The organism is Streptomyces sp. NPDC026575 (assembly GCF_055567415.1).
Genome location: NZ_JBVHQM010000009.1, coordinates 196638 through 220461, shown reverse-complemented (window position 1 = coordinate 220461; position 23824 = coordinate 196638). Strand labels below are relative to the sequence as shown.

Below are 23824 nucleotides of genomic sequence, written 5' to 3'. Positions count from 1 at the left end.
CTCCGCCGACAGACGAGACGGGCGAGAGGGGCATTCCGCCTGCCGGGACGGCGCTCTGCCGCCCCACCACTCCCCCCACCACGACTTCGCCTGGGACCTCATGCATATTCGCGATCTTCCGCACCCCGACCCCGGCGTCCCGGACGTCCGTACGGGCGGCGCCTTCCTCCTGTGGCTCTACAAACAGCAGCTCGGCGGGCAGCTCAAGGCCCTCTTGTGGGGGCTGGTGAACTTCGGCGCCATCGCCTCGTTCCCGCTGCCGGTGGGCCTGGCCGTGCAGGCCGTGGTGGACCGCGACGGCGGCCGGCTCGCCCTGGCCGGCGGCCTGGTTCTCGTGCTGGGCGCGCTGATCGCCCTCGGCGGCACGATGCTGCACCGCGCCGCCGTCACCAACTGGATCACCACCGTCGCCCGGATGCAGCAGTTGCTCGCCCGCAAGACCACGGAGCTGGGATCGGCCATGACCCGGCGGGTGGCGGCCGGCGAGATCGTCGCCGTCAGCACCGGCGATCTGGAGAAGATCGGCTGGTTCGTCGAGGCGATCTCCCGGTTCGGCGCGGCGGCGGTGACCGCCGTCGGCGTCTCGCTGGCCCTGGTCGTCCGCCAGCCGCAGCTCGGCGTGCTGGTGGCGCTCGGCGTACCCGTACTCGCGCTGGCCGTACTGCCACTGCTGCCGCCCGCCACCCGGCGCGCCGACGCACAGCGCGAGAAGGCCGGCCGGGCCACCGAGCTGGCCTCCGACACCGTCGCCGGACTGCGCGTACTGCGCGGCATCGGCGGCGAGGAGCTGTTCCTCGGCCGCTACCGCAGCGCCTCCCAGGAGGTGCGCGAGGCCGCCGTGCGCAGCGCCCGGATGTGGGCGCTGATCTCGGCCGTCCAGGTGGTGCTGCCGGGGCTGCTGCTGATCGCGGTGGTCTGGTACGGCGCCCGGCTCGCCCTCGACGGCACGGTCGCCGTGGGCGAACTCGTCACGATCTACAGCGCGGTCACCTTCCTGCTCTTCCCGCTGCGGCACTTCGAGGAGATCGCCCAGGCCCTCTCCTTCGCCCGGCCGTCGGCGAAGCGCACGGCCCGCGTACTGGCACAGAGCCGGCCGGCCGAGGGACGGACCTCCGGGCCCGGGGCGGCGCCCACCGGCGATCTGCACGACCCGGTCAGCGGCCTGACCGCCCCGGCCGGCCGGCTGACCGCGGTCGTCTGCGGCGACCCCGACGCCGCGGGCCGGCTCGCCGAACGCCTCGGCGGCCATCCCCCGCAGGAGGACGAGAACGGCGCCGACCGGGTGGACGGCACCGTCCCGCCGTCCGTCGTCCTCGGCGGCGCCCCGCTGGACGATCTGCCGCGCGACGCCGCCCGCCGGGCCGTACTCGTCCAGGACAAGGACCCGATGCTGCTCTCCGGCACCCTCGGCGAGCTGCTCGACGTACCGTCCTCCGGGCAGGTGCCCGCCGCCGAGGCGCTCGACGCGGCCCAGTGCGCCGACGTACTGACCGCGCTGGCGCAGGCGTCCGTCGACGACTCCGGCGACCCCATGCGCACCCACATCACCGAACGCGGCAGATCGCTGTCCGGCGGCCAGCGGCAGCGGCTGGCACTGGCCAGATCGCTGGTCGCCGACCCCGAGGTGCTGGTGCTCGACGAGCCGACCAGCGCGGTCGACGCGCACACCGAGGCACGGATCGCCGACGGCCTGCGGGAGATCAGAACGGGCCGCACGACAGTGGTCCTCACCTCCAGCCCGCTCCTGCTCGACCGGGCCGACCGGGTCGCCTTCCTCCACGACGGCAAGGTCGTCGCCGAGGCCCCGCACCGCGAACTGCTGCACGGCCACCCCGCCTACCGCGCCGTCGTCACCCGCGAGACCGACACCGACACCGCACCGGCGCCGCGGACCGGCCGAGTCGACCGGATCGACCCGCCCCACCGCACCCACCGGATCGACCAGATCGACCAGATCGACCAGATCGAGGAGACCGCATGATCGGCCTGGCGCCGCCGGAGCACGATCCGGACGCCCCGCAGACGCTCACCACCCTGCCCGTCGGCTCACCGGCGACCGTACGCGGCTATGTGCGCGGCCTGATCCGGCGCCACCGCCGTGAGTTCACGGTGCTGGTGGCCGTGAACGCCGCCGCGGTCATCGCCTCCATGGTCGGCCCGTATCTGCTCGGCGGCGTCGTCGAGAAGCTGGCCGCGGGCAGCCGGGACCTCCCACTCGGGCGCACCCTGGCCCTGTTCGCGCTCGCCCTGGCCGTCCAGACGGCCTTCGTCCGCATGGTGCGCCTCCGCGGCGCGATGCTGGGCGAACGGATGCTGGCCGATCTGCGCGAGGACTTCCTCGTACGGTCCGTGGCGCTGCCGCCGGGCGTCCTGGAGCGGGCCGGGACCGGCGATCTGCTGTCGCGGATCACCACGGACATCGACCGGCTCTCCAGCGCGATGCGCGAGGCCGTACCGCAGCTGTCCATCGGCGTGGTGTGGGTGGGGCTGCTGCTCGGCGGGCTCACGGTCACCGCGCCGCCGCTCGCGCTGTCCGTGGTGATCGCGCTGCCGCCGCTGGTCCTGGGCTGCCGCTGGTACTTCAAGCGGGCGCCGAGCGCCTACCGTTCGGAGGCCGCCGGATACGCCGCGGTCTCCGCCGTGCTCACCGAGTCCGTCGACGCCGGCCGCACCATCGAGGCCCACCGCCTGGGCGAGCGCCGTATCGCCCTCTCGGAGGACCGCATCCGCTCCTGGACCCAATGGGAGCGCTACACGCTCTACCTGCGCTCGGTGCTCTTCCCCGTCATCGACCTGACGCATGTGCTGCTCCTGGGCGCGGTGCTGCTGCTCGGCGGGGCCTTCGTCATCCAGGGCTGGATGACCCCGGGGCAGCTGACGACGGGGGCGCTGCTCGCGCAGATGATGAGCGAGCCGGTCGGCATGATCCTGCGCTGGTACGACGAGCTGCAGGTGGCCCAGGTGTCCATCGCCCGGCTCGTCGGCGTCCGCGAGATCGAACCGGATGCGGCGGACACCGGGCGGTCCCCCGAGGGCCGCGACGTCCATGCCGAGGACGTGACCTTCGGCTACCGCGCCGGTGTCGACGTACTGCGCGAGGTGTCGCTGCGGATCCGTCCGGGCAGCCGGCTGGCGCTGGTCGGACCGTCCGGCGCCGGCAAATCGACCCTGGGCCGGCTGCTGGCCGGGATCTACGGCCCCCGCCGGGGCAGCGTCACACTGGGCGGGGCGGAGCTCTCCGCGATGCCGGCCGAGCGGGTCCGCGAGCAGGTGGCCCTGGTCAATCAGGAGCACCATGTCTTCGTGGGCTCACTGCGCGACAACCTCCAGCTGGCGCGCACGGGAGCGGCCGATGCCGAACTCTGGGCGGCGCTGGGCGCGGTGGATGCGGACGCCTGGGCCCGGGCCCTGGACGACGGCCTCGACACGGAGGTCGGTTCGGGCGGCCACACCCTGACCCCCGCCCAGGCCCAGCAGATCGCCCTGGCCCGCCTGGTGCTCGCCGATCCGCACACGCTGGTCCTCGACGAGGCGACCTCGCTCCTCGACCCACGGGCGGCCCGCCACCTCGAACGCTCCCTGGGCAGGGTGCTGGACGGCCGCACGGTGGTGGCCATCGCCCACCGTCTGCACACCGCCCACGACGCCGATGTGATCGCCGTCGTCGAGGACGGCCGCATCAGCGAACTGGGCAGCCACGAGGAACTGGTCGCGGCCGAGGGGGCGTACGCGGCGCTGTGGCGGTCCTGGCACGGATGATGCGGCGGGCCGGGCCCACCAGGGCCGGGGTGCGACCCGGCCGGGGCGGGACCGGCCGCGCCGCGTCCGTCAGAGGTAGCCGAGTGCGCCCAGGGCGCCGATCCCGCCCAGCACCATGAACACCGGCATCAGCACCTTCAGTTCCACCCAGCTGCCGGCCTTGAAGCGCATGGCCTTCGGCGGCCCGACCGGGTACCAGCGCTTGCGGCCTATCGGGATGGGCCACAGCACGGGGCACCCCGAGACGGTCAGCGCGTCGCCGATGTCATGGACCAGCGCGCCGAGCACGATCGGCAGGCCCAGCCACAGGTACTGCTGCCCCGGTTCGGTGAACAGCCAGCTCGCGCCGTTGCCCGGCTGGTCGAGCACCCCGGCCAGGATCCAGGCCGAGGCCGCGCCCAGCAGCCACACCAGCACATCGCTGGAGACCCGGGCGGCCCGCCACAGCAGCCCCTCGATGGCCAGCACCATATGGACGAAGAGGATGCCGAGCACGGCCCAGCGGCCGCCCTGCATCGCCAGCAGCGACATCCCGCCGCCGACGAGCACGGCCCACACCCAGGTGTGGGTGAGTGTGCGGTGCCCCCCGTTGCGGTGGGAGTCACCGCGCATCTTGGTCGCCTTGTAGACCGCGTGCGAGAGGGCGTCGACCACCTCGCACAGAATCCGCGACAGCGGCCCGAACGCCCGCGAGATGGTCGCGGACTTGTGGTCGAGGTCCGGTGCGAGCGCCGCTCCGGCACAGATCAGCGCTCCGCAGACGAGCACCGGCCAGGGCATCGGATGATCGGTGGCCGCGGCCACCGCGCCCACCCCCAGCCAGGCCGCAGCCCCGGACAGCGAGTGCGCCGGTCCCATCATGGTCGTTCCCACCCCTTGTTCTGCCGCGCCGCGTGTCCGTGTGCGTCGCGCCCTCGGTGACCGCGCCTCTGACGCCCGGTCGGCGACTCAGCGTAGCGTCAGATGATCTCCGTACCAGGACCGGGTGACCCGACCTCCCACCCCCGTTCGGGTGCCCTTGCCCGCCCGCCGCATCCCGGCGTCCCCACCCGGTCGCGCTCTCCCCCGCACTCCCCCTCCGACCCGCACCGCGTGATCTCCACCACGTCCCGGCCCCCACCCCGCACCGCGGGGACCAGCGGCAACGACACCCCGTCCGCGGTCGTGTACGGAATGTGAAGGGATTGCGCGGATGCCTTCGTGAGTGCCCTCGCCGCCGGCGGCCACCGCGCCCCGCAAAGGACCGACTCCCCCGCACCAAGGCACCGCCCACCTCGGCGGCCAGGCGCCCGCCCACAGCCCCGTACCCCCACGTTTGCGCAGGTCAGGCCGGAAGAAGTGGCCTTCTCGGGCGATCCGGCCGGGTGGCCGGGACGGGCGAGCACGGCCACCGAAACGGGCGCGGCTCCGCCTCGGCGATCTTCGGCAGCCCCCTCGTCCGGTCGCCGGTTCCCTGATCCGGGCCCGAGGCAGGCAGTATGGGGGCGTGACCCTCATCGATCATCTCCCGAACGACGCCGACCCCGATGCCCTCTTCGAAGCCTTTTCGGGCTGGGCCGAGCAGCAGGGCATCTCGCTCTACCCTGCCCAGGAGGAGGCGCTGATCGAGGTGGTCTCGGGAGCGAACGTCATCCTGTCCACCCCCACCGGCTCCGGCAAGAGCCTGGTGGCGGCCGGCGCGCACTTCACCGCTCTCGCCAACGACCAGGTCACCTTCTACACCGCTCCCATCAAGGCGCTGGTGTCGGAGAAGTTCTTCGATCTGTGCAAGCTGTTCGGCACCGAGAACGTCGGCATGCTCACCGGCGACGCATCGGTCAACGCCGACGCGCCGGTCATCTGCTGCACCGCCGAGGTCCTCGCCTCGATAGCGCTGCGGGACGGCAAGGACGCGGACATCGGCCAGGTCGTGATGGACGAGTTCCACTTCTACGCCGAGCCGGACCGCGGCTGGGCCTGGCAGATCCCCCTGCTGGAGCTGCCGCAGGCGCAGTTCATCCTGATGTCGGCGACACTCGGCGACATGTCGCGCTTCGAGGAGGACCTGACCCGGCGCACGGGGAAGCCGACCACGGTGGTGCGCTCCGCGACGCGGCCGGTGCCGCTGTCGTACGAGTACCGGGCCACGCCGATGACCGAGACGCTGACCGAGCTGCTGGAGACCCGCCAGTCCCCCGTCTACATCGTGCACTTCACCCAGGCCGCCGCCGTGGAGCGGGCCCAGGCGCTGATGAGCATCAACATGTGCACGCGCGCCGAGAAGGACGAGATCGCCCAGCTCATCGGCAACTTCCGGTTCACCACCAAGTTCGGCCGCAACCTCTCGCGCTACGTCCGCCACGGCATCGGCGTGCACCACGCCGGCATGCTGCCGAAGTACCGCCGGCTCGTCGAAAAGCTCGCACAGGCGGGCCTGTTGAAGGTGATCTGCGGTACGGACACCCTCGGCGTGGGCGTCAACGTCCCGATCCGCACGGTGCTGTTCACCGCGCTGACGAAGTACGACGGCTCGCGGGTGCGGACGCTGCGGGCGCGGGAGTTCCACCAGATCGCGGGCCGCGCCGGACGGGCCGGTTTCGACACCGCGGGCTTCGTGGTCGCGCAGGCCCCCGAGCATGTCGTGGAGAACGAGAAGGCGCTGGCGAAGGCGGGCGACGACCCCAAGAAGCGCCGCAAGGTCGTACGCAAGAAGGCGCCGGAGGGCTTCGTCAACTGGGGTGAGAACACCTTCGAGAAGCTCATCGCCTCCGACCCCGAGCCGCTGACCTCCCGCTTCAGGGTGACGCACGCGATGCTGCTGTCGGTCATCGCCCGGCCGGGCAACGCCTTCGATGCGATGCGCAAGCTCCTGGAGGACAACCACGAGCCGCGCAGGAACCAGCTCAGGCACATCCGGCGGGCCATCGCGATCTACCGGTCGCTGGTGGACGGCGGGATCGTCGAGCCGCTCGCCGAGCCGGACGCGGAGGGCCGGATCGTACGGCTGACCGTCGACCTCCAGCAGGACTTCGCGCTCAACCAGCCGCTGTCGACCTTCGCGCTGGCCGCCTTCGACCTGCTCGACCCCGAGTCGCCGTCGTACGCACTGGACATGGTCTCGGTCGTGGAGTCCACGCTGGACGACCCCCGGCAGATCCTGGCCGCCCAGCAGAACAAGGCCAAGGGCGAGGCCGTGGCCCAGATGAAGGCCGACGGCGTCGAGTACGAAGAGCGCATGGAACGGCTCATGGACGTCGAGTACCCCAAGCCACTGGAGGAGCTGCTCTTCCACGCCTACGGGCTGTACCGCAAGAGCCACCCCTGGGTCGGCGACCACCCGCTGTCGCCGAAGTCGGTCATCCGCGATATGTACGAACGCGCCATGACCTTCACGGAGTTCACGTCCTTCTACGAGCTGGCCCGCACCGAGGGCATCGTGCTGCGCTACCTGGCGAGCGCGTTCAAGGCGCTGGACCACACCGTGCCGGACGATCTGAAGTCCGAGGACTTCGAGGACATCATCGCCTGGCTCGGCGAGATGGTGCGGCAGGTCGACTCCAGCCTGCTGGACGAGTGGGAGCAGCTCGCCAACCCCGAGGAGGAGACCGCGGACCAGGCGCAGGAGCGCGCCGACCAGGTCCGGCCGGTCACGGCCAACGCCCGGGCGTTCCGGGTGCTGGTGCGCAACGCGATGTTCCGGCGGGTGGAGCTGGCGGCGCTGGACAAGGTCGAGGAGCTCGGCGAGATGGATGCCGAGTCCGGCTGGGACGCGGACGCCTGGGGCGACGCGATGGACGCCTACTGGGACGAGTACGAGGAGCTGGGCACGGGTCCGGACGCCCGCGGCCCGAAGCTGCTGCAGATTCAGGAGGATGCCGAGCACGGGCTGTGGAAGGTGCGGCAGACCTTCGCCGACCCGAACGGCGATCACGACTGGGGCATCTCGGCGGAGGTGGATCTGGCCGCCTCCGACGAGGAGGGGCGCGCGGTGGTGCGGGTCACGGATGTGGGTCAGTTGTAGGGCGACGGCCTCACCCGAGGCCGCCGAGGACGCGACGGAGGGCCACCGGTCATGACCAATCCCGCCGAGAGGCTGGTCGATCTGCTGGATCTCGAACAGATCGAGGTGAACATCTTCCGGGGCCGCAGCCCGCAGGAGAGCCTCCAACGGGTCTTCGGCGGCCAGGTCGCGGGCCAGGCGCTGGTGGCCGCCGGGCGGACCACGGACGGTGACCGCCCGGTCCACTCGCTCCATGCCTACTTCCTGCGGCCGGGCCGGCCGGGGGTGCCGATCGTGTACCAGGTCGAGCGGGTACGCGACGGGCGCTCCTTCACCACCCGCCGGGTCGTGGCCGTCCAGGAAGGACGCACGATCTTCCATCTGACCGCCTCCTTCCACAAGCCCGAGCCCGGCTTCGAGCATCAGCTGCCGATGCGCCGTGAGGTGCCCGGACCGGAGTCCCTGCCGACGGTCGCGGACGAGGTCCGCGAGCACCTGGGCAGCCTGCCCGAGGCGTTCGAGCGGATGGCCCGGCGGCAGCCCTTCGACATCCGCTATGTCGACCGGCTGCGCTGGACACCGGACGAGATCGAGGGTGCGGAGCCGCGCAGCGCGGTGTGGATGCGCGCGGTCGGCCCCTTGGGCGACGATCCGCTCGTCCACACCTGCGCACTCACCTATGCCAGCGATATGACACTGCTGGACGCCGTCCGCATCCCGGTCGAACCGCTCTGGGGACCGCGCGGCTTCGACATGGCCTCACTCGACCACGCGATGTGGTTCCACCGCCCGTTCCGCGCCGACGAGTGGTTCCTCTACGACCAGGAGTCACCGATCGCGACGGGCGGCCGGGGCCTGGCCCGCGGCCGGATCTACGACCAGGAGGGCAGGCTTTTGGTCTCGGTGGTGCAGGAGGGATTGTTCAGGGCACTGTAGGACGTGTCCGACCACCCCAGGAGGGATTGTTCAGGGCGCTGGAGGAAGTGTCCGATCGCCCCGGGAAGGGCTCTTTCGCCCTCTTTGAGAGGTCTTCTCTGTCGGTTCTGCTCTGACGGGTCTTCTCTGACGGGGTCCTTCTCGCAGGTTCTCTCTGCCGAGTTGTCTCTTACGCTCGGCCCATGGACTTCCACATCACCGCGGCGGAAGAAGCGCTGGTACTCCATGTCGCCGCCCTCGCCCGCGCCGACCGCTCCCCCACCGACGACGAGCTGGCGGACGAGATGGGCGACGAGGTCCGGCCCCTTCTTCAGTCCCTCCTTGAGAAGGGCTGGCTGGTCGTCGGCGAGGAGCGGGGGCTGACGCTGTCCACGATCGCCCGGGCGGCCGTGTCGAGCCGGTAAACCGTTTCCTCGCCACCCACAAGGAGGACTGTCGGCGTATCGGTGCACAGGCGGGGCAAGTTGTCGCCGGAAACACCAACCGCCTTACACAAAGGGATAGTTAATGCGCCGAGTCGCCACTGTCATTCTCGGAACCCTCGCACTCTTCGGGTGCCTCGCCGCCCCGGCCCAGGCAACTACCGGACCTGTCACCGACCAGGCTTTCGCCCTCATCGGCCACGTGTGGGGCCTTGCCGCGCCGGCCAGCGTCACCGAACACGCCGCGAACGCCGCCCTCGAATCCAGTAAGTGACGACAAGGGGCACCCCGGCCTTACCGCGGCTGACACGATGAACCGATCTGCCGGCGCAGCGCACAACTCATCGTGTCAGCCGCTCCGGCCCTGCGTCGCCGGGCTTGATCGTGCACACCGGCCCGGCGGCCGCACCGCTGGCGATCTTGAGACCGACCGGACCGCGCCGCCTTCCGTTTTCCGTGCCGGACCAGGCGAGTTACGCTCAGAGTATGAGGGCCGACACGGCTGATCGTGGAGGTCGGCATGGATGTCACGATAGGAACCTTCAACCTCAACAATCTCTTTTCACGGTTCAACTTCCAGGCCGAGATTCAACAAATCCAGCCGGTCGGACCCGATGGTGAGCTGACTTCCCGGTATGTGTTTGACGACCCCGAGAAGGTGCGGGTCCGCACCTACAAGGGCAAGCTCGTCAAGGGCAAGGACGCCGAGGACCAGGATCTGGTCGCCCAGCGGATCCGGGCGATGGACCTTGATGTGCTGGCGGTTCAGGAGGTCGAGGACATCGACACCCTGCGATATTTCGCCGCTCAACATCTTGGTAATGCGTATAAGTTTCTGTCGCTGATCGAAGGCAACGACCCCCGGCTGATCGATCTGGCCCTGCTCTCCAAATTCCCGTTGGGCGCGATCACCTCCTGGCAGCACGCCGTCCACCCCGCGGCACCCGACGAGCGAGTATTCAGCCGGGACCTGCTGGAAGTGGACATCCTGGATCCGCGCGACTCCGATCGCCGTCTGCTGACGCTCTTCAACAACCACCTCAAGAGCAAGTTCGTCGAGCACGGAGTGGATCCTGAGGAGGGCAAGGCCGCGGCCGATGCCCGCCGGCACCGGCAGGCGGAGTCGATCGCCCGCATAGTCGCCGCCCGCACCCGCCCCGACGGGCGTTTCATCGTGCTGGGCGACATGAACGACAGCCCGGACGCGCCGACGCTCGCCCCACTGGCCACCTCTTCGCAGCTGAGCCTGACCGAGGCACTCGCACATCCGCAGCAGACCCGCGAACCCAAGGCCGACAATCCGCCGCCACCCGCTTCGGGGTCCTGGACCCATCGGTTCAAGGCGGCCGGACAGAACGCCCAGTACGAGCTGTTCGACCAGATCTGGCTGAGCCCGAGCCTCACCTCGCAGCACAAGAGCTCGCATATCGATCGGCGCACCCGGCACGGCGGCGACGGGTCCGATCACGACCCCGCCTGGGTGGTTCTCGATTTCTAGCCGCTGCCAGCCGCCTTTCTCGCTTCGGAGTGATGACCAATGCCACTGAAGAACTACGGAGTTCTGGCGTGCCGGGCCGTCGAGCGGCGCCGCGAGGGCGCCCCCGACGAGACCCCGCACTACCAGCTCCACCTCACCGACAACGCCGGCACCCACTACCGGGCCGCGATCAACGTCAAATCCCAGCAGCGTCCGCCCGATCTGCTCTTCGTGGCCGATGACAACTTCCGTCATCCGCTGACCGGACTACTGCCCGCGGCCGGTAGCGGATGGCAGGTTCTGCCGTCGAAGCCGGGGACGGCCAGCCTGGACTTCATCCGCGGCAATCTCTTCCCGCCGGATGCGGTACGGCCGCTACCGCCCGATCTTCCCGGCATGGACAACGACTTGGAGGACATGCTGGACCATCACGTGGAACGTGCCATCGCCGACGCGAATTCGGAGGTCTATCTCTTCGGAGAGCGGTACGGGCCCGAACCCGACGAACCTGACAAGGTGTTCGGCTTCCGACCCGGCAACGGTGTCCACGAAATCCATATGAACCAAGGCAGCACCGGACAGTTCCGCCCGAGCAACGGTGTCTGGCAGGACGGCGGGCTGCTGCTGCACTTCCCCGCCGAATCACGCTGGGTCGCCGTCTTCCTGGCATTCCAGTCCCAGGCATGGCACACCGACGAGACGACCGGCCACCCCCTCACCGCCGCACCGCCACGGCCCGCAACGCGTGACGCATCGGTACGCATCCTGGCGGCACTGGTCAATCCCACCGGGCCGGCACCCGAGCGCGAGACGGTCACGCTCCTCAACGCCTCGCCCGTCGCCATCGACCTCGACGGCTGGCGCCTGGCCGACCAAAAGGACCATCTGCTGCCGCTGCCCGCGCAGCCGCTCGCCGCCGGCGCCACACTCGCCGTCTCGGGTGGCAACGAGTTCCAACTCGGCAACCACGGCGGGTCGATCACGCTCCTCGACCCTGCCGGGCTCAAGGTCGACGGCGTCTCGTACACGGAGGAGCAGGCCCAGCGCGAGGGCTGGACCGTCGCCTTCTGACATCCGAATGACACCTGAATGTGCGCTTCGTTCGATGCGTGATAGGTGATCCCGGGGCAGGCGCACTGTGCCGCACCACAGTGCGCCTGCCACTGCCACTGCCGCGCGGCCGGGTTCGGCCCCGGCCCGGGCGGCGGTCCTACGGGCCTCCGGCGCGACGGCGGGGACAGCGAGGGCAGTGGGGACAGCGAGGGCAGTGGGGGCAGTGGGGGCGGCGGGAACAGCCGGCGTGGCGGGCGTGGTGGGGACAGCGACCGTGGTCGGGACAGCGGGCGCCCACGCATCCGCCGGGAGCCGCCCGGTGAGAGTCCTGCAACCCACCCTGGCGAAGGTGCCGTGGATACTCGCGGCGCTGGCCCTCGTGGTGGGCGTGCTGCTGGACCTCGCCGCGCCCGAGCCGTACACCGGGCTTCCGCTGCTGGCCGCCGCGCCGCTCGTCGCGGGTGCCACGCTCTCCTTCCGCGCCGCACTCGCCGTCGTCTGCGTCACCTGCGTGGTCTCGGTGGCGGTGGACATCGAACGGCAGCGCCCGGCGACGCCGTTGCTCGTCGATCTGGCCGTCGTCGGTTTGATCGGCGTGCTGGCTCTCGCGGTCAACCGGCTCATTGTGCGGCAGGGGCGCGATCTGGCCCTGGCCAGGGATGTCGCGGCGGCGGTCCAGCGGGCGGTGCTGCCGACCCCGCCGCGGGAGGTCGGGCCGCTGGACGTGGCCGCGGGGTATACGGCGGCACACGCCGAGGCACGGATCGGCGGGGACTTCTACGCGGTGCAGGAGACACCGTTCGGGGTGCGGATGATCATCGGGGATGTACGGGGCAAGGGGATCACGGCGGTCGCCGCCGTGTCGGTCGCGATCGGCGCGTTCCGCCAGGAGGCCGAGTACGCCCCCACCTTGGCCGCGCTGGGAGAGCGGATGGACGAAGCAATGGCCAGGGCAGCGGCCCGCGGCGACCCGGTGGTCTCCACAGAGGGTTTCGCCACCGCCGTACTGGCCGAGGCTTCCGGCGACGGCGAGGTGCTGAGCCTGGTGAACCACGGGCATCCGCCCCCGTACCTCATACACGGCGGGCAACTCGTACGGCTCGACCCGACCACCCCCCAGCTGCCGCTCGGCGTGGGGCTCGGCGATCTCACTCCCCCCGGCCCCACACCCGTCGACCGGGTACGGCTGCCCCCCGGCGCCTCGTTGCTGCTGGTCACCGACGGTGTCACCGAGGCGCGCGACAAGCAGGGCGCATTCTACGACCCGGTCCGCTCGGAGCGCCTGCACAGATCGTTCAAGGATCCGGAGGCGCTGGTGGATGCCCTCATCAAGGATGTCGGCCGCTGGACCGAGGGCGACCGCGAGGACGACATGGCCATCCTGGCCGTCACCCGACGCCGCCGCCCCCGCCCCATCTGACGCGTCGTCCCTGTTGCCACGGGCCGAACTTCCACCACAGGTTCCATGTCAACACACGCATCGTCAGCCGCCCTTCCGCTCTGCTGTGCCGGTGAAGCCTGTGCCCTTGATCAGATCTCTTCGGGGTCCAGCTCGAACGTGAAATAGATGCTCAGCGTGTAGGGCTCGTCCTCGTCATGTGTGAAGTCCCATGACACATCCACCAGGAAGACCTTCTGCTCCCTCACCCACTCATGGGCCTTCCTGAAAGCGTCCGCGGCAGTGGTGGCAGGGAAGAGCTTCCTTGCCATGGGGTGCACCTGACTGTCGGCATCCTCATCGTCGAAACCCTCCGGAACGTCCAGACAGTAACCGGGATCGATCTCCATGGACTACGCCCTTCCCGTCGGCTTACCGCTACGAGTACGAGTCGCCAGAGGTCGGCCCTCTGCGCACGACGCCCGGTAGGACCACCGCACACCCGGAACGGTTGCTTCTACCGAACAACGGCGACCTAACGGGCGCTGCGGCTTCGGGCACTGCGGGATTGGGGGCTGCGGGATTGGGCGCTGCGGGCTGTTCCCCCGAGCGAGCTCTCAGCCGAGCAGAGAGTCTGAGCCCCGGCGGTGGAACCGGCATCGTTGAGCCGGGCGGTCACTTGGCCGGGCTGACGATCGGCGCGCTGGCGGAAATTCCCTACCGTCGCGGCCGGAAAGGGCAGAGACTCGTCTCATGGCTGACATGGGGGCGTTCCAGGAGGCGGTTACCGCGTGGGCGGCCGGTGGCCCCGGCGCCCCCGCGCGCGAGCTGGCCACGCGGCTGCCCGTCCGGGCAGTCGTCCTGCTCGAAGGGCCGAGCGACGCCGCAGCGGTCACCGCGCTGGCCGCGAACCGCGGCCGGGACCTGGCGGCCGAAGGCGTCTGCGTCCTGTCGATGGGCGGTGCGATGAACGTCGGGCGCTTCGCCCGCCTCCTCGGGCCACCCGGCCTGGGTCTCCGGCTCACGGGACTGTGCGACGAGGCGGAGCGTCCCTACTACGCCCGCGGCTTGGAGCGGGCCGGTGCGGCAGAGCAACAGATCTTCGTCTGCGCGGCGGACCTGGAGGACGAACTCATCCGCGCGCTGGGCGTGACACGGGTGCAGGAACTCGTCCGAACGGAGGGCGACCTCCGCCCCCTGCAGACCTTCCTGCGCCAGCCCGCACAGCAGGACCGCACGCCACAGCAGCAGATGCGACGTTTCCTCGGCACGAAGAAAGGCCGCAAGATCCACTACGGCCGCGTCCTCGTCGAGGCCCTAGCCCCCGACCGTATCCCCGCCCCACTCGACGGCCTGCTCACCAGCCTCTGACCATGTTCCACAGCCCGAACCGTTCAGACAGGTCACGCAGCACGCCACTCCACTACCCGACCCAGAACCCAGAGGAATGAGCTGCGCGTCGGGGCGGTACCAGCGCATACGCTCAAGGTATGGATCGTGACGAGAGGACGGCGCATCTGGAGTGGTGGGCCAACCAGGCCACCTGCTTGGCCCGCATCCCCGTCAGAGCGACGGCTACCGCCACCGCGGACGAGTGGGAGGCCGTGCTCTCACCTCCCCTCGACCACGCCGCCCACGAAATCCTGCAACAGCTCATCGAAACGGACCCCTGCTTCACCCTTCGCTTCGACGACGCCACAGCCGAAGCCGAACTCCAAGTCCAAGTCCAAGTTCAAGTCCAGGAAGGGGAATTCGACACGGTCAGCCGTCTTCGGCTGGGCTGCACCGCAGCTTGCTGGTGAAGCGGTGCCTCAAGAAGGCCGCATCGTGATCCATCGGTGGGGGCTGGAGAGGCTGCGGGCCATGGCTATGCCGAGGCGAGGAAGTCCCGGACCGCGTCCGCGAAGCCGACCAGGTCGTTGGCGTACAAGAAGTGGTCCGTGCCCAGTTCGACGAGACGGGTGCCGGGCCGCCGAGCGGCCATCTGTGCTGCCTGCTCCGCCGACAGCACACCGCCCTTGGCACCGCGTATCAGCAACGCTGGGCAGGCGGAGCCGGTCCAGTCGGCCCAGTGGTCGCCGTGGACCTGGTCCTCGGATTCGTAGATGTCCTTGGGGTGGAAGTGCAGGCCCCACGTTCCGTCCGGCCGCTCGCGAACGGCGGATTCCAGGAAAGGGGCGAACGGGCCCAGCTGCGCCACGAACGCCTCCCGGCTGGGGTGACTGCCCTCCGGGAGGTTCAGCACGAACGCCAGCGGGTTGCCGCCGTCCAGGCCGAGTTCGGCACAGCCCTCGCCGTTGACCAGCGCGATCACGCGCTCGGGGTGGCGGGCGGCGAACTGGTAGGCGTTGATCGCGCCGAGCGAGTGGCCCAGAAGAGCCGCGCGGTCCAGTCCCAGGTGGTCCATGAGGGCTTCCAGGTCGGCGAGGTAGCCCTCCCGGCTGTAGTCGGCCGCCCGGTCGGAGTCGCCGTGGCCGCGCTGGTCGGGCGCTACGACCCGCCAGTCCGGGGCGAGGCGGGCGGCGAGATCGGCGTACGACATGCCCTCGGACATGTGTCCGTGCAGAGCGAGCAGCGGGCGGCCCGGTCCACCGAAGTCCACGTAGGACAGGGTGCGGCCGTCGATGGTGAGCGCGGAACGCTGGGCGTTGTCGGTGTTCATGGGGTCACCGTAGACGGCATCTATACGTTTGTACAAGACGTATGTGTAAGACGGCTGTATGGACAGTGGGGCCGTGCGGTCGACCCACCCGGCTGATCGCCGGTGTGCGGCGGTGTCGGTGGCGCGGTCTGGCGTGCGGCCATGTTGTTTCCCCTGCCTGATAGCCCGATGTCATGGGGAATCCTCTCGGCCTGGAACAGGTCGATGTCGAGCCGTGGGCGCACTTCTGCGGACGAGGACGCCCTGTACTGGGAGGTCTCGGTGGACTTCACAATCGTGCGCGCACACCAGCGTGCAGCTGGAGCCCGCATAGCCGCTTCGGCACCTGACGGGGCCAATTGGCCAGGATGGAGCGACGGCCCACGCCCACTACTCCCGGGAGTCCGCCGTGCCCTTGAGGCAGGTCATCTCGCTTGCAGGGCCGCCTGGTTGGTCGAACTTTGCGATCAGGGCACCAACGCAATGGCGTCGTAGTCGTAGCGGAAGAGGGAAGGACTCCGCCTGGACCTTGGGATGGAGGACGGGGTGGACGGGGTCGATGGGGTTCTGGGGTAGCGGGGAAGAACTGCCCCCGCCTCTTCTCTCCTTATGTGCATGCGGGGAAGAAGCGTATCGGGGCAGCATCTCTGGCCCGGGAACGGCGCGTTGAGCGTTTCCCCGATCAGCGGGCGCCGCCGGCGCCGCGTGGGAGCGAGGCGAGCCCGGGGCCGGTGGGGGCGGGCGCGGTGGTGGCCGACCTGGTGCGGGCCGGTTTTTCGTTGCGGGCCTGTTCCAGGGATCGGGTGAGGTGGATTCGGTACCACATCACCTCGTCGAAGTCGTCTGCCGTCAGTACGCGGTCGTAGGCTTCCCGGGCGGCTGGGGTTGCGGTGATGGTCGAGGCGAGGGTGGGCCTGAGTCGGCGGAGGAGGGCGCGCTCCAGGGGGTTCTCGGCGACCGAGGCCAGTTCCTCCGGAGGGAGTACGGCGGCGATTACGGCTGCGGACTCCCAGGGGTCGTCGGTCTGACCCATGAGCTGGCCGACCCTTCGGCTGCGCCACTGGCGTGCCCGCCGGTCCTGTCCGTTTTCGAGCATCACCCGCATCGCGGTGGGGGTATTGCCGCGCAACAGATCCGGTTCTCGGTCGGCGAAGTCGGTTACCTCGGAGGCGAGATAGAGCCAGACCACCGCGCCGTAGCGGTTCACATAGAACCGGACGGGGTCGAGGCAGCCCGCTCGGGTCAGGCGCAGGGCGCGGCCGGGGCCGATGCCCATCAGGGCCGCGGCCTCGGTCGTACTGACCGTGCGGACGCGCTCGCGGAGGGCGTCGGGGAAACCCGGCTCGGCCTGCAGTCGGGCGACCTCCTCCGCCGGGACGCGGCGCCGGCCTGGTGCGCCGGCGCCGCCCGGTCGGCCGTCACTGGCGACGGCCGGGGTCGTTCGCACTTCTCCGAGCTGGGTGGCGAGCTCGAACTCGCCGGTCCTCAGCTCCAGTTCGCGGGCCGCTCGGCCCATCGCGAGCGCCTGGCGCCCGTCGCACATCACTGTCATGTCGGTTCCCCCGCAACTCGGTCGATCACTGACAGTGACGACCATAGCCGCAGTCAATGACAGTGCGTCAACCTCGTCCGCCAGCCTGTGGATAACTCTCCGGCCGGCGGACCGCGACGCCCAGATGCTCCCCCACGCGATGGACCAACAGGGTCATCTCGTAGGCGATCTGGCCCAGATCGGCGTCGGCGCCGGCCAGCACGCACAGGCAGCTGCCGTCCCCCGCCGCCGTCACGAACAACACTCCGTCGTCAAACTCGATCATGGTCTGGCGTACCCGCCCGACGCCGAAGTGGAGCGACGAGCCCTTGGCCAGGCTGTGCAGTCCCGAGGCGACGGCCGCGAGGTGCTCGGAGTTCTCCCGCCCCAGTTCCTCGCTCGCGCCGGTGACCAGCCCGTCGTTGGAGAGCACCAACGCGTGCCGTACCTTCTCCACCCGTTTGGTCAGGTCGTCCAGCAGCCAGTCGAGTCCGCTGCTCAATGCCATGTGCCGCTTCCTCCCCGTATCCCCGTCCGCGCGCCTGGCCGGACGGCAGGCCCGCGGTCCGTTCGCGGCCTGCCGTGCCAGCCTGTCCCACCTCCGCCGTCTCGGCAAGCGGCCCTGCGGTCCGGCGCGCCACGCGGCGCAGGTTCGTGCGGCACCGGGAGGATGCCGGTATGGGACACAAGATGAGCAAGGACGAGTGGCGGCGGTTCCTCTCCGAGGGCACGCGCACCGGCAAGCTGGCGACCGTACGGCCCGACGGCGGGCCGCACGTCGCCCCCGTGTGGTTTCTCCTGGACGGCGACGACCTGGTGTTCAACACCGGCGCGGAGACCGTCAAGGGCCGCAACCTGGCCCGCGACGGCCGGGTGGCGCTGTGCGTCGACGACGAGCGGCCGCCGTTCTCCTTCGCGGTCGTGCAGGGGTCCGCGGAGATCAGCGACGATCTGCCGGAGGTACGCGACTGGGCGACCCGGATCGCCGCCCGTTACGTGGGCGAGGACCGTGCGGAGGAGTACGGCGCCCGCAACGGGGTGCCGGGTGAGGTGGTGGTGCGCGTCAAGATCGACAAGGTCGTCGCCGTCGCGGCGCTCGCGGACTGAGGGCGCCGCGCGGCACGGGCATTCCGGTGTCCGCGCCCGATCGGCCGCGGCTCACCCCACCGGCGTCGGCACCCTGGCGGAGTGCCGGCGCCCGGCGTGCTCGACGAGCCGGACCAGGACTTCCTTGCCCGAGTCGCGATCCCTCGCGTCGCAGAGCACGACGGGGGTGCCGCGGTCCAGGTCCAGCGCGCGGGCGACCTCGTCGGCGCCGTAGGACCGCGACTCCGCGAAGCAGTTGACGGCCACCAGGAAGGGGATCGACCGGCGCTCGAAGTAGTCGACCGCGGGGAAGCAGTCCTGGAGCCGGCGGGTGTCGGCCAGCACCACGGCGCCCAGGGCGCCCTCGGACAGGTCGTCCCACAGGAACCAGAAGCGGTCCTGCCCCGGGGTGCCGAAGAGGTAGAGGGAGAGCCCCTGCCTGATGGTGATGCGGCCGAAGTCCATCGCCACCGTGGTGGTGGCCTTCCGCCCCACCGGCCCGGTGTCGTCGACCGCCTCGCCGGCCACGGTGAGCCCCTCCTCGGTGCGCAGCGGGCGGATCTCGCTCACCGCCCCCACCAGGGTGGTCTTGCCCGCGCCGAAGCCGCCCGCGACTAAGATCTTCAGGGTCAACTCGGGGCCGGGGACCGGGGCTGCGCCGTCCGGGGCCCCTAGTGCGGCGTTCATCGGCCGTCTCCTCCAGGATGCAGGTCCTGCGCGTCACGGGGTATACGGATGCATGGCTCGACGAGGGGAGCCTTCGGCGGCAGAGCGCCGCGCGAATCCATGGCGAGGACCGTACCCGGCGCGGAGCGGGATTTCCGCCGGTTCACCAAAGCCGTCGTCTTCTTCGATCAAGAATCCCACCGGCCCTGATTTCCATGGTAGTTGGGTCGTACGTTCGTTCCCCGCGACGGTGGTCCATGCGAGATCATGTCGCCATGACGCAACAACAGGAACACGAGGAACTCGGACCGTCCGCCGCCGCGAACACCTCGGCCGGCTCCGTGGAACGCAACGGCATCGATCCCGTGCCGGACGCCGAGCGGCACGGCACACCCCGGTCCCTGTTCTGGCCCTGGGCCGCATCCGGGCTGTCGCTGCTGGGCATCGCCTACGGGATCTACCTGATGGGCCTCGGCCTCAGCCCCTGGCAGGCGATCGCCACCGGGGCGCTCGGCTATGTGCTCTCGTTCCTGCTGGTGGGGCTGGTCTCGGTCGCCGGTGCCCGTACGGGCGCGCCCACCATGGCGATCGGCCGGGCGTCCTTCGGGCGGCAGGGCAACAAGCTTCCCACGCTCTTCAGTTACGTCTCCAACGTCGGCTGGGAGACCGTACTCGTCGCGCTCTCCTCCCTGGGCGGCGCGGTGATCCTGGCACGGGTCGCGCCGGGCACCTTCGCCCAGGCCGACGGGCGGACGCCAACCACGGCGGCGCAGGCGGTCTGCTTCGCGGTGACCGCGGTCGCGGTGGTGGTCGTCGGCATCTACGGGCACGCGCTGATCATGAAGGTGCAGAAGTACCTGACCTGGGCGATCACCGTACTGACCGTGGTGTACATGGTGCTGATGGCCGACCGCGTCGACTGGTCGGCGCTCGGGGACGGCCGTTCGGGCGACCTCGGCACGTTCGTCGGCGGTGTGGTGTTCGCGATGACGCTCCTGGGGCTGGGCTGGGTCAACTGCGGTGCGGACTACAGCCGTTATCTGCCGCGTCACAGCAGTGGGCGGGCGATCACCGGGTGGACCACTCTGGGCGGGGTGCTGCCCCCGCTGGTGCTGCTGGTCTTCGGTGTGCTGCTGAACGCCGGTGATCCCAAGCTCGCCGAGGCCGCGACCGCCGACCCGGTGAGCGCCCTCGCGGCGGAGCTGCCGACCTGGTTCCTGGTGCCGTATCTGCTCACCGCCATCGGGGGCTTCGCCTCGGGAGCGATCATGGACATCTACAGCTCGGGCATGTCGATGCTGGCGCTGGGCATCCCCGTCCGCCGGCACCTCGCGGTCCTGGTGGACGGTGCGCTGATGGCCGTCGGCGGCTGGTATGTCCTGTTCGTCTCGCCCAGCTTCTTCGCCACGTTCCAGGCATTCCTGTCGATCATCGGGGTGGCGATGGCCGCCTGGACGGCGGTCTTCCTGGTGGAGCAGTGGCGTCGCCGCCACACCGGCTTCGACCTGCGAAACGTACGGTCCCTGGGCTGGCCGGCGGTGCTCTCGCTCGTCGTCGCCACCGTCGTCGGGCTGGGCCTGATCACCTCGGCGGACCCGCACATCGCCCGGGCCGTAGGCTTTCTGCTGACCGACAGCGCCGCGAAGGGCACGCTGGGCGCCATGAACCTCGGCGTCGTGGTGGCGCTGGCCGTCGCCGGCGTCCTGTACGCCGTCACCGCCCCCCTCGCCGCCCGGCGCACCCCGCCCGAAGGAACACGATGACCGAGCACCACGCCGACCGGCCGCACGAGGTCCGGGCGTTCTTCGCGGCCCGCGCCGCCGGCTGGGACGCCAGGTTCCCCGACGACGGTCCCGCCTATGCGGCGGGCGTCGCGGCCCTGGGCCTCCAGGAGGGCGACCGGGTACTGGACGCCGGCTGCGGCACCGGGCGTGCGCTGCCCGCGCTGCGGGAGGCCGTGGGACCGCGCGGCGCGGTGCTGGGCGCGGACGTCACGCCCGAGATGCTGCGGGCCGCCGTACGGGCCGGGCGCGGCCGGTACGCGGCGCTGCTGCTCGCCGACGCGGCCCGGCTGCCGCTGCCCGACGCCGCGCTGGACGCGGTCTTCGCCGCCGGGCTGATCTCCCATCTGCCGGACTCGGCCGGCGGGCTCGGTGAGCTGGCCAGGGTCGTGCGCCCCGGTGGCCGGCTCGCCCTCTTCCACCCCATCGGGCGGGCCGCCCTCGCCGCGCGCAAGGGCCGCCCGCTCACCCCCGACGACCTGCGGGCCGAGCCGAATCTGCGTCCCCTCCTGGCCGGGAGCGACTGGGACCTGACCCGGTACGAGGACAAGGACGACCGCTATCTGGCGCTGGCGGTCCGCCGGGGCTGAGCCCGCCATCGGGCACGTGGTTCAGGACGCCGCCGGGCCCTGTCCGTGGGGGACCGGGCAGCCGCCGGTGCTGCGGGAGGCGGGGAAGGTGCCCAGTTCGGCCACCCGGAAGCCGTTCGGATAGCCCTTGATCTCGGGGTTCTGGCGGGCGTAGTGCGGGGTGCGGCGGGGCGGCAGCAGCCGTACGGTCCTGGCCCGCAGCCTCAGGGCGCCGCGTACGGCCTTTTGGACCGCCGGTTTGGGCCGGTCGTAGCGGAAGGCTTCCAGCAGCGAGTCGTCCAGGAGGGCCTTGCTCGCGCCGCGCACCACCGGGGCGAGCGGGCCGTACCAGCCCGCCATCAGGTCCAAGGTGGCGTCCGACACCCGTCGTGCGCCCTCGTCCCAGCCGAAGTGCGCCGCCTCGTAGGCGTCGAGGTACCGCTCGAAGTCCTCGTAGGTCTGCGGGACTTCGGCGATGCCCATATGGCTGCCGAGGGTGCGGTAGTAGGCGGCGACGGCGCGCTGTTCGTGCCGGGTCAGGCGCCGCCAGCCGTAGGCGTCGAGCCAGCGCTTGGGCATCACCACGAAGGTGCACAGGACGTAGCGCATGTCGTCGTTGGTGATGTCGTAGCGGCGGTGCATCTGGTTGATACGGCGGATCGCCGTCCGGCCGTCCTCGCCGTCGAAGCCGTGTTCCAGGACGGCGTCCAGGAGGAGCGCGGTGTCGTCATAGCGCTTCTGGGTGCGGTCGGTCAGCTCCGCCGTCTCCGACAGCAACCGGCCGATGCTGGGCACGGCGTAGGTGCGGTACAGCGCGAGTTCCAGGGCTCTGGTGATGTCCCAGGGAAATTCATGCGTCGCGATGATGCGGTAGATCCGCAGGAAGTCGCGCTCCGGGTCGAGCCGCCGGATCTCCTTGAGCCAGTCGTAGCGCCGCACCTGGCACCTGTCCCTTCGATCGTCGAAAGGGCAATTTTAGGGGTGGGCAGGGGGGTTGAAGGATGGCCGCGGCCGCCAGATCGGGCCGCGCATGGCCGGATTCCGTCGTCTCAGGAGATCGTCGCAGGGTCCGCCACGGCCAGCGCCCGCCGCACCGGCATACCCGTACGCCCGGCCAGTGCCAGCCGCTCGCGGACCTCGCGCGGGGTGCGCGGGCGGTAGCCGGGGCCCGTACCGCAGCAGCCGCCGTGGAACGTCAGGCCCGCGCGCAGCACCGCCTCCAGCGCGCGCCAGCCCGCCGCGTCCCGCCGCTTGGGGACCGCCAGGTCGGCGCCCGCGTCGATCAGCTCGCCGCGGCACTGCGGGCAGGGTCCGGGGCCGGGCCCGGTCGGCGTCTTCTTCCACGCGGTCCGGCAGCTCAGGCACACGAAGTGCATCCGGCGGCTGTAGAAACACATAGGCGCAGCGTAGGGCTGGTGACAAGGCGCTACCAACCCCATTAGTGTGCGCCGACGTACCGAGAACGGACCGTGATGGGGAGGCCGCGTGCCCACGACCGAGAGCGCCGACAACGACCAGTTGTTCGTGCTGACGGCGGTGCTGCTGACGCCCGCGCAGTTCCCGAGCGTGCTCGGTGACGACTACCCGGAGGTGTGCGCGGGCCTCGGCCTCGAACCGTACGCGGAGGGCTATGGGCTGGTCCTCGGCCAGGACGGCTCCGGGGCGCGCTGGACGGTGGCGACGGAGGACGTGTCGCTGGTGGCCTGTGCGATCGCGGCCTGGGACTGCGGTATGGAGTACGACCTCTCGCCCGGGGAGAACAGCATCGTCGCGGCGCTTCCCGGTTGGCCGCTGGCCCTGGCCGTGGCGGCGCCGGGTGTGCCGCAGCCGCACGATCCCGAGCCGCAGGAGGGTGATCCCGCGCCGCTCGCGCCGCCGGACGCCGCGGAGTGGGGACCCGCCCAACGGCGGCTCGGCGCGGACGAGATCGCGATGCAGTGGGCGGCCTGGCGCGAGCAGGTGGACGGCGATGTCAGCTTCGCCGAACCGGGGGACGAGGCCCACCAGGGCGTGCGGCGGGTGCTGAAGGAGGCCCGTGGCTATGTGACCGATCCGCCGCCGCCGGGCCGGGTGCGGTCGTCGTTCGCGGCCGGGGAGGCCCGTACGCTGCGGGTCGACGGGCCCGGCTGGAGCCTGGTCGCGCGCACCGACGACATCGCGTTCGTGCTGCTGGACGAGGAGCCGGGCGAGGTGCACCCCGTGGGCCGGGGGCCCGAACTGCCCGGTCTGCTGGCGTCGCTCGACGAGCTGGCGGCGCGGCCGGTCTGAGCACCGCCGCCCGGGCCCCCGCGGTCGGCCCGGCGGGGGCCCGTCGGCTCAGCGGCCGAGCTGCTTGCGGCCTGCCCGGCGCAGGCGGCGGCGCTGGGAGGAGTCGAGGGTCAGATACGCGAGGGCCGGGACGCCGACCATGACCAATACGGCCGCCCAGAAGGGCAGCAGCCACAGCAGGATCACTCCCACCGCAACGCCGCCGATCGCGACCTTTGCCTGTGTGGACATCCTTCACGCCCCTTCCGCGGCGCCCGCCGCAGTCTGTGTACTCCATT

The 23824-nt window shown here is 70.8% G+C and carries 23 protein-coding genes; 14 read left to right on the top strand and 9 right to left on the bottom strand.

Translation table 11 applies throughout. The annotated features are described in order from the left end of the window. The first annotated feature begins 100 nt into the window (after positions 1–100). Together ACZ4NB_RS15175 and ACZ4NB_RS15170 are read left to right on the top strand one after the other, a co-directional pair. Positions 101–1981: an ABC transporter transmembrane domain-containing protein gene (locus ACZ4NB_RS15175; protein WP_467661582.1), complete on the top strand. Its 1881-nt coding sequence runs from the start codon at positions 101–103 to the stop codon at positions 1979–1981. Next, positions 1978–3759, top strand: a complete 1782-nt coding sequence (locus ACZ4NB_RS15170) for an ABC transporter ATP-binding protein (protein ID WP_467661580.1) — start codon at positions 1978–1980, stop codon at positions 3757–3759. The genes ACZ4NB_RS15175 and ACZ4NB_RS15170 overlap by 4 nt, the downstream gene beginning before the upstream one ends. Positions 3760–3828: 69 nt before the next feature. On the opposite strand, the gene ACZ4NB_RS15165 is transcribed toward ACZ4NB_RS15170, so the two are convergent. After that, a complete protein-coding gene (locus ACZ4NB_RS15165) occupies positions 3829–4620 on the bottom strand; it encodes a metal-dependent hydrolase (RefSeq protein WP_467661579.1) in 792 nt (263 codons plus the stop codon). Between the two features lie 625 nt (positions 4621–5245). On the opposite strand from ACZ4NB_RS15165, the gene ACZ4NB_RS15160 reads away from it, so the two are divergent. The 6 genes from ACZ4NB_RS15160 to ACZ4NB_RS15135 all read left to right on the top strand — a co-directional run bounded on the left by ACZ4NB_RS15160 (position 5246) and on the right by ACZ4NB_RS15135 (position 13046). Next, positions 5246–7759: a DEAD/DEAH box helicase gene (locus ACZ4NB_RS15160; RefSeq protein WP_467661578.1), complete on the top strand. Its 2514-nt coding sequence runs from the start codon at positions 5246–5248 to the stop codon at positions 7757–7759. Positions 7760–7810: 51 nt separating this feature from the next. Then, positions 7811–8674: an acyl-CoA thioesterase gene (locus ACZ4NB_RS15155; RefSeq protein WP_467661576.1), complete on the top strand. Its 864-nt coding sequence runs from the start codon at positions 7811–7813 to the stop codon at positions 8672–8674. A 182-nt stretch (positions 8675–8856) separates the two neighbouring features. After that, positions 8857–9078 (top strand): hypothetical protein, encoded by a 222-nt coding sequence (locus ACZ4NB_RS15150; RefSeq protein WP_467661574.1) that lies wholly within the window; start codon positions 8857–8859, stop codon positions 9076–9078. Between the two features lie 538 nt (positions 9079–9616). Then, positions 9617–10594, top strand: a complete 978-nt coding sequence (locus tag ACZ4NB_RS15145; RefSeq protein ID WP_467661572.1) for an endonuclease/exonuclease/phosphatase family protein — start codon at positions 9617–9619, stop codon at positions 10592–10594. A gap of 39 nt (positions 10595–10633) precedes the next feature. Next, entirely contained in the window at positions 10634–11644 is a 1011-nt protein-coding gene (locus ACZ4NB_RS15140; RefSeq protein WP_467661570.1) for a DUF2278 family protein, read from the top strand. A gap of 301 nt (positions 11645–11945) precedes the next feature. Next, positions 11946–13046 (top strand): PP2C family protein-serine/threonine phosphatase, encoded by a 1101-nt coding sequence (locus ACZ4NB_RS15135; RefSeq protein ID WP_467661569.1) that lies wholly within the window; start codon positions 11946–11948, stop codon positions 13044–13046. Positions 13047–13156: 110 nt separating this feature from the next. On the opposite strand, the gene ACZ4NB_RS15130 is transcribed toward ACZ4NB_RS15135, so the two are convergent. After that, complete coding sequence (locus ACZ4NB_RS15130; RefSeq protein ID WP_467661567.1) at positions 13157–13414, bottom strand: hypothetical protein; 258 nt, start codon at positions 13412–13414, stop codon at positions 13157–13159. Between the two features lie 343 nt (positions 13415–13757). Between ACZ4NB_RS15130 and ACZ4NB_RS15125 the strand changes: the two genes are divergently transcribed. Beyond that, on the top strand, positions 13758–14375 hold the full coding sequence (locus ACZ4NB_RS15125; protein ID WP_467661565.1) for a TOPRIM nucleotidyl transferase/hydrolase domain-containing protein: 618 nt from the start codon (positions 13758–13760) through the stop codon (positions 14373–14375). Positions 14376–14494: 119 nt separating this feature from the next. Continuing rightward, positions 14495–14806 (top strand): hypothetical protein, encoded by a 312-nt coding sequence (locus ACZ4NB_RS15120; RefSeq protein WP_467661564.1) that lies wholly within the window; start codon positions 14495–14497, stop codon positions 14804–14806. Positions 14807–14871: 65 nt separating this feature from the next. Here ACZ4NB_RS15120 and ACZ4NB_RS15115 read toward each other — a convergent pair whose 3' ends face one another. From ACZ4NB_RS15115 to ACZ4NB_RS15105, 3 genes are all read right to left on the bottom strand, one after another. Then, on the bottom strand, positions 14872–15666 hold the full coding sequence (locus ACZ4NB_RS15115) for an alpha/beta fold hydrolase (RefSeq protein ID WP_467661563.1): 795 nt from the start codon (positions 15664–15666) through the stop codon (positions 14872–14874). Positions 15667–16327: 661 nt separating this feature from the next. Beyond that, positions 16328–17197: a DUF6397 family protein gene (locus tag ACZ4NB_RS15110; protein WP_467661561.1), complete on the bottom strand. Its 870-nt coding sequence runs from the start codon at positions 17195–17197 to the stop codon at positions 16328–16330. Between the two features lie 67 nt (positions 17198–17264). Next, a complete protein-coding gene (locus ACZ4NB_RS15105; RefSeq protein ID WP_467661559.1) occupies positions 17265–17684 on the bottom strand; it encodes a roadblock/LC7 domain-containing protein in 420 nt (139 codons plus the stop codon). A 170-nt stretch (positions 17685–17854) separates the two neighbouring features. On the opposite strand from ACZ4NB_RS15105, the gene ACZ4NB_RS15100 reads away from it, so the two are divergent. Next, positions 17855–18283 carry a PPOX class F420-dependent oxidoreductase gene (locus ACZ4NB_RS15100; RefSeq protein ID WP_467661558.1) on the top strand — a complete coding sequence of 143 codons (429 nt, stop codon included), beginning with the start codon at positions 17855–17857 and terminating at the stop codon, positions 18281–18283. 51 nt (positions 18284–18334) lie between these two features. On the opposite strand, the gene ACZ4NB_RS15095 is transcribed toward ACZ4NB_RS15100, so the two are convergent. Next, positions 18335–18949, bottom strand: a complete 615-nt coding sequence (locus ACZ4NB_RS15095) for a GTP-binding protein (RefSeq protein ID WP_467661556.1) — start codon at positions 18947–18949, stop codon at positions 18335–18337. 254 nt (positions 18950–19203) lie between these two features. Between ACZ4NB_RS15095 and ACZ4NB_RS15090 the strand changes: the two genes are divergently transcribed. Both ACZ4NB_RS15090 and ACZ4NB_RS15085 read left to right on the top strand, forming a co-directional pair. Then, positions 19204–20691 (top strand): purine-cytosine permease family protein, encoded by a 1488-nt coding sequence (locus tag ACZ4NB_RS15090; RefSeq protein WP_467661554.1) that lies wholly within the window; start codon positions 19204–19206, stop codon positions 20689–20691. Continuing rightward, on the top strand, positions 20688–21299 hold the full coding sequence (locus tag ACZ4NB_RS15085; protein ID WP_467661552.1) for a class I SAM-dependent methyltransferase: 612 nt from the start codon (positions 20688–20690) through the stop codon (positions 21297–21299). Before ACZ4NB_RS15090 ends, ACZ4NB_RS15085 begins: the two co-directional genes overlap by 4 nt. 21 nt (positions 21300–21320) lie before the next feature. Here ACZ4NB_RS15085 and ACZ4NB_RS15080 read toward each other — a convergent pair whose 3' ends face one another. Both ACZ4NB_RS15080 and ACZ4NB_RS15075 read right to left on the bottom strand, forming a co-directional pair. Beyond that, a complete protein-coding gene (locus ACZ4NB_RS15080) occupies positions 21321–22217 on the bottom strand; it encodes an oxygenase MpaB family protein (protein ID WP_467661551.1) in 897 nt (298 codons plus the stop codon). A 110-nt stretch (positions 22218–22327) separates the two neighbouring features. Then, the gene (locus ACZ4NB_RS15075; RefSeq protein ID WP_467661550.1) at positions 22328–22675 is read right to left on the bottom strand and encodes a hypothetical protein; all 348 of its coding nucleotides are present in this window, start codon (positions 22673–22675) and stop codon (positions 22328–22330) included. Between the two features lie 88 nt (positions 22676–22763). Here ACZ4NB_RS15075 and ACZ4NB_RS15070 point away from each other — a divergent pair, with 88 nt between their 5' ends. After that, on the top strand, positions 22764–23546 hold the full coding sequence (locus ACZ4NB_RS15070; protein WP_467661548.1) for a hypothetical protein: 783 nt from the start codon (positions 22764–22766) through the stop codon (positions 23544–23546). A 48-nt stretch (positions 23547–23594) separates the two neighbouring features. Here the strand turns inward: ACZ4NB_RS15070 and ACZ4NB_RS15065 are convergent, their stop codons facing one another. Then, entirely contained in the window at positions 23595–23777 is a 183-nt protein-coding gene (locus ACZ4NB_RS15065) for a hypothetical protein (protein WP_467661547.1), read from the bottom strand. Between the last annotated feature and the right edge of the window lie 47 nt (positions 23778–23824).

Bases quoted from the DNA above. Each gene is read 5' to 3' on its own strand.
- ACZ4NB_RS15175 (WP_467661582.1), top strand. From the start codon at position 101: ATGCATATTCGCGATCTTCCGCACCCCGACCCCGGCGTCCCGGACGTC.
- ACZ4NB_RS15170 (WP_467661580.1), top strand. From the start codon at position 1,978: ATGATCGGCCTGGCGCCGCCGGAGCACGATCCGGACGCCCCGCAGACG.
- ACZ4NB_RS15165 (WP_467661579.1), bottom strand. From the start codon at position 4,620: ATGATGGGACCGGCGCACTCGCTGTCCGGGGCTGCGGCCTGGCTGGGG.
- ACZ4NB_RS15155 (WP_467661576.1), top strand. From the start codon at position 7,811: ATGACCAATCCCGCCGAGAGGCTGGTCGATCTGCTGGATCTCGAACAG.
- ACZ4NB_RS15150 (WP_467661574.1), top strand. From the start codon at position 8,857: ATGGACTTCCACATCACCGCGGCGGAAGAAGCGCTGGTACTCCATGTC.
- ACZ4NB_RS15145 (WP_467661572.1), top strand. From the start codon at position 9,617: ATGGATGTCACGATAGGAACCTTCAACCTCAACAATCTCTTTTCACGG.
- ACZ4NB_RS15140 (WP_467661570.1), top strand. From the start codon at position 10,634: ATGCCACTGAAGAACTACGGAGTTCTGGCGTGCCGGGCCGTCGAGCGG.
- ACZ4NB_RS15130 (WP_467661567.1), bottom strand. From the start codon at position 13,414: ATGGAGATCGATCCCGGTTACTGTCTGGACGTTCCGGAGGGTTTCGAC.
- ACZ4NB_RS15125 (WP_467661565.1), top strand. From the start codon at position 13,758: ATGGCTGACATGGGGGCGTTCCAGGAGGCGGTTACCGCGTGGGCGGCC.
- ACZ4NB_RS15120 (WP_467661564.1), top strand. From the start codon at position 14,495: ATGGATCGTGACGAGAGGACGGCGCATCTGGAGTGGTGGGCCAACCAG.
- ACZ4NB_RS15115 (WP_467661563.1), bottom strand. From the start codon at position 15,666: ATGAACACCGACAACGCCCAGCGTTCCGCGCTCACCATCGACGGCCGC.
- ACZ4NB_RS15110 (WP_467661561.1), bottom strand. From the start codon at position 17,197: ATGACAGTGATGTGCGACGGGCGCCAGGCGCTCGCGATGGGCCGAGCG.
- ACZ4NB_RS15105 (WP_467661559.1), bottom strand. From the start codon at position 17,684: ATGGCATTGAGCAGCGGACTCGACTGGCTGCTGGACGACCTGACCAAA.
- ACZ4NB_RS15100 (WP_467661558.1), top strand. From the start codon at position 17,855: ATGGGACACAAGATGAGCAAGGACGAGTGGCGGCGGTTCCTCTCCGAG.
- ACZ4NB_RS15095 (WP_467661556.1), bottom strand. From the start codon at position 18,949: ATGAACGCCGCACTAGGGGCCCCGGACGGCGCAGCCCCGGTCCCCGGC.
- ACZ4NB_RS15090 (WP_467661554.1), top strand. From the start codon at position 19,204: ATGACGCAACAACAGGAACACGAGGAACTCGGACCGTCCGCCGCCGCG.
- ACZ4NB_RS15085 (WP_467661552.1), top strand. From the start codon at position 20,688: ATGACCGAGCACCACGCCGACCGGCCGCACGAGGTCCGGGCGTTCTTC.
- ACZ4NB_RS15075 (WP_467661550.1), bottom strand. From the start codon at position 22,675: ATGTGTTTCTACAGCCGCCGGATGCACTTCGTGTGCCTGAGCTGCCGG.
- ACZ4NB_RS15065 (WP_467661547.1), bottom strand. From the start codon at position 23,777: ATGTCCACACAGGCAAAGGTCGCGATCGGCGGCGTTGCGGTGGGAGTG.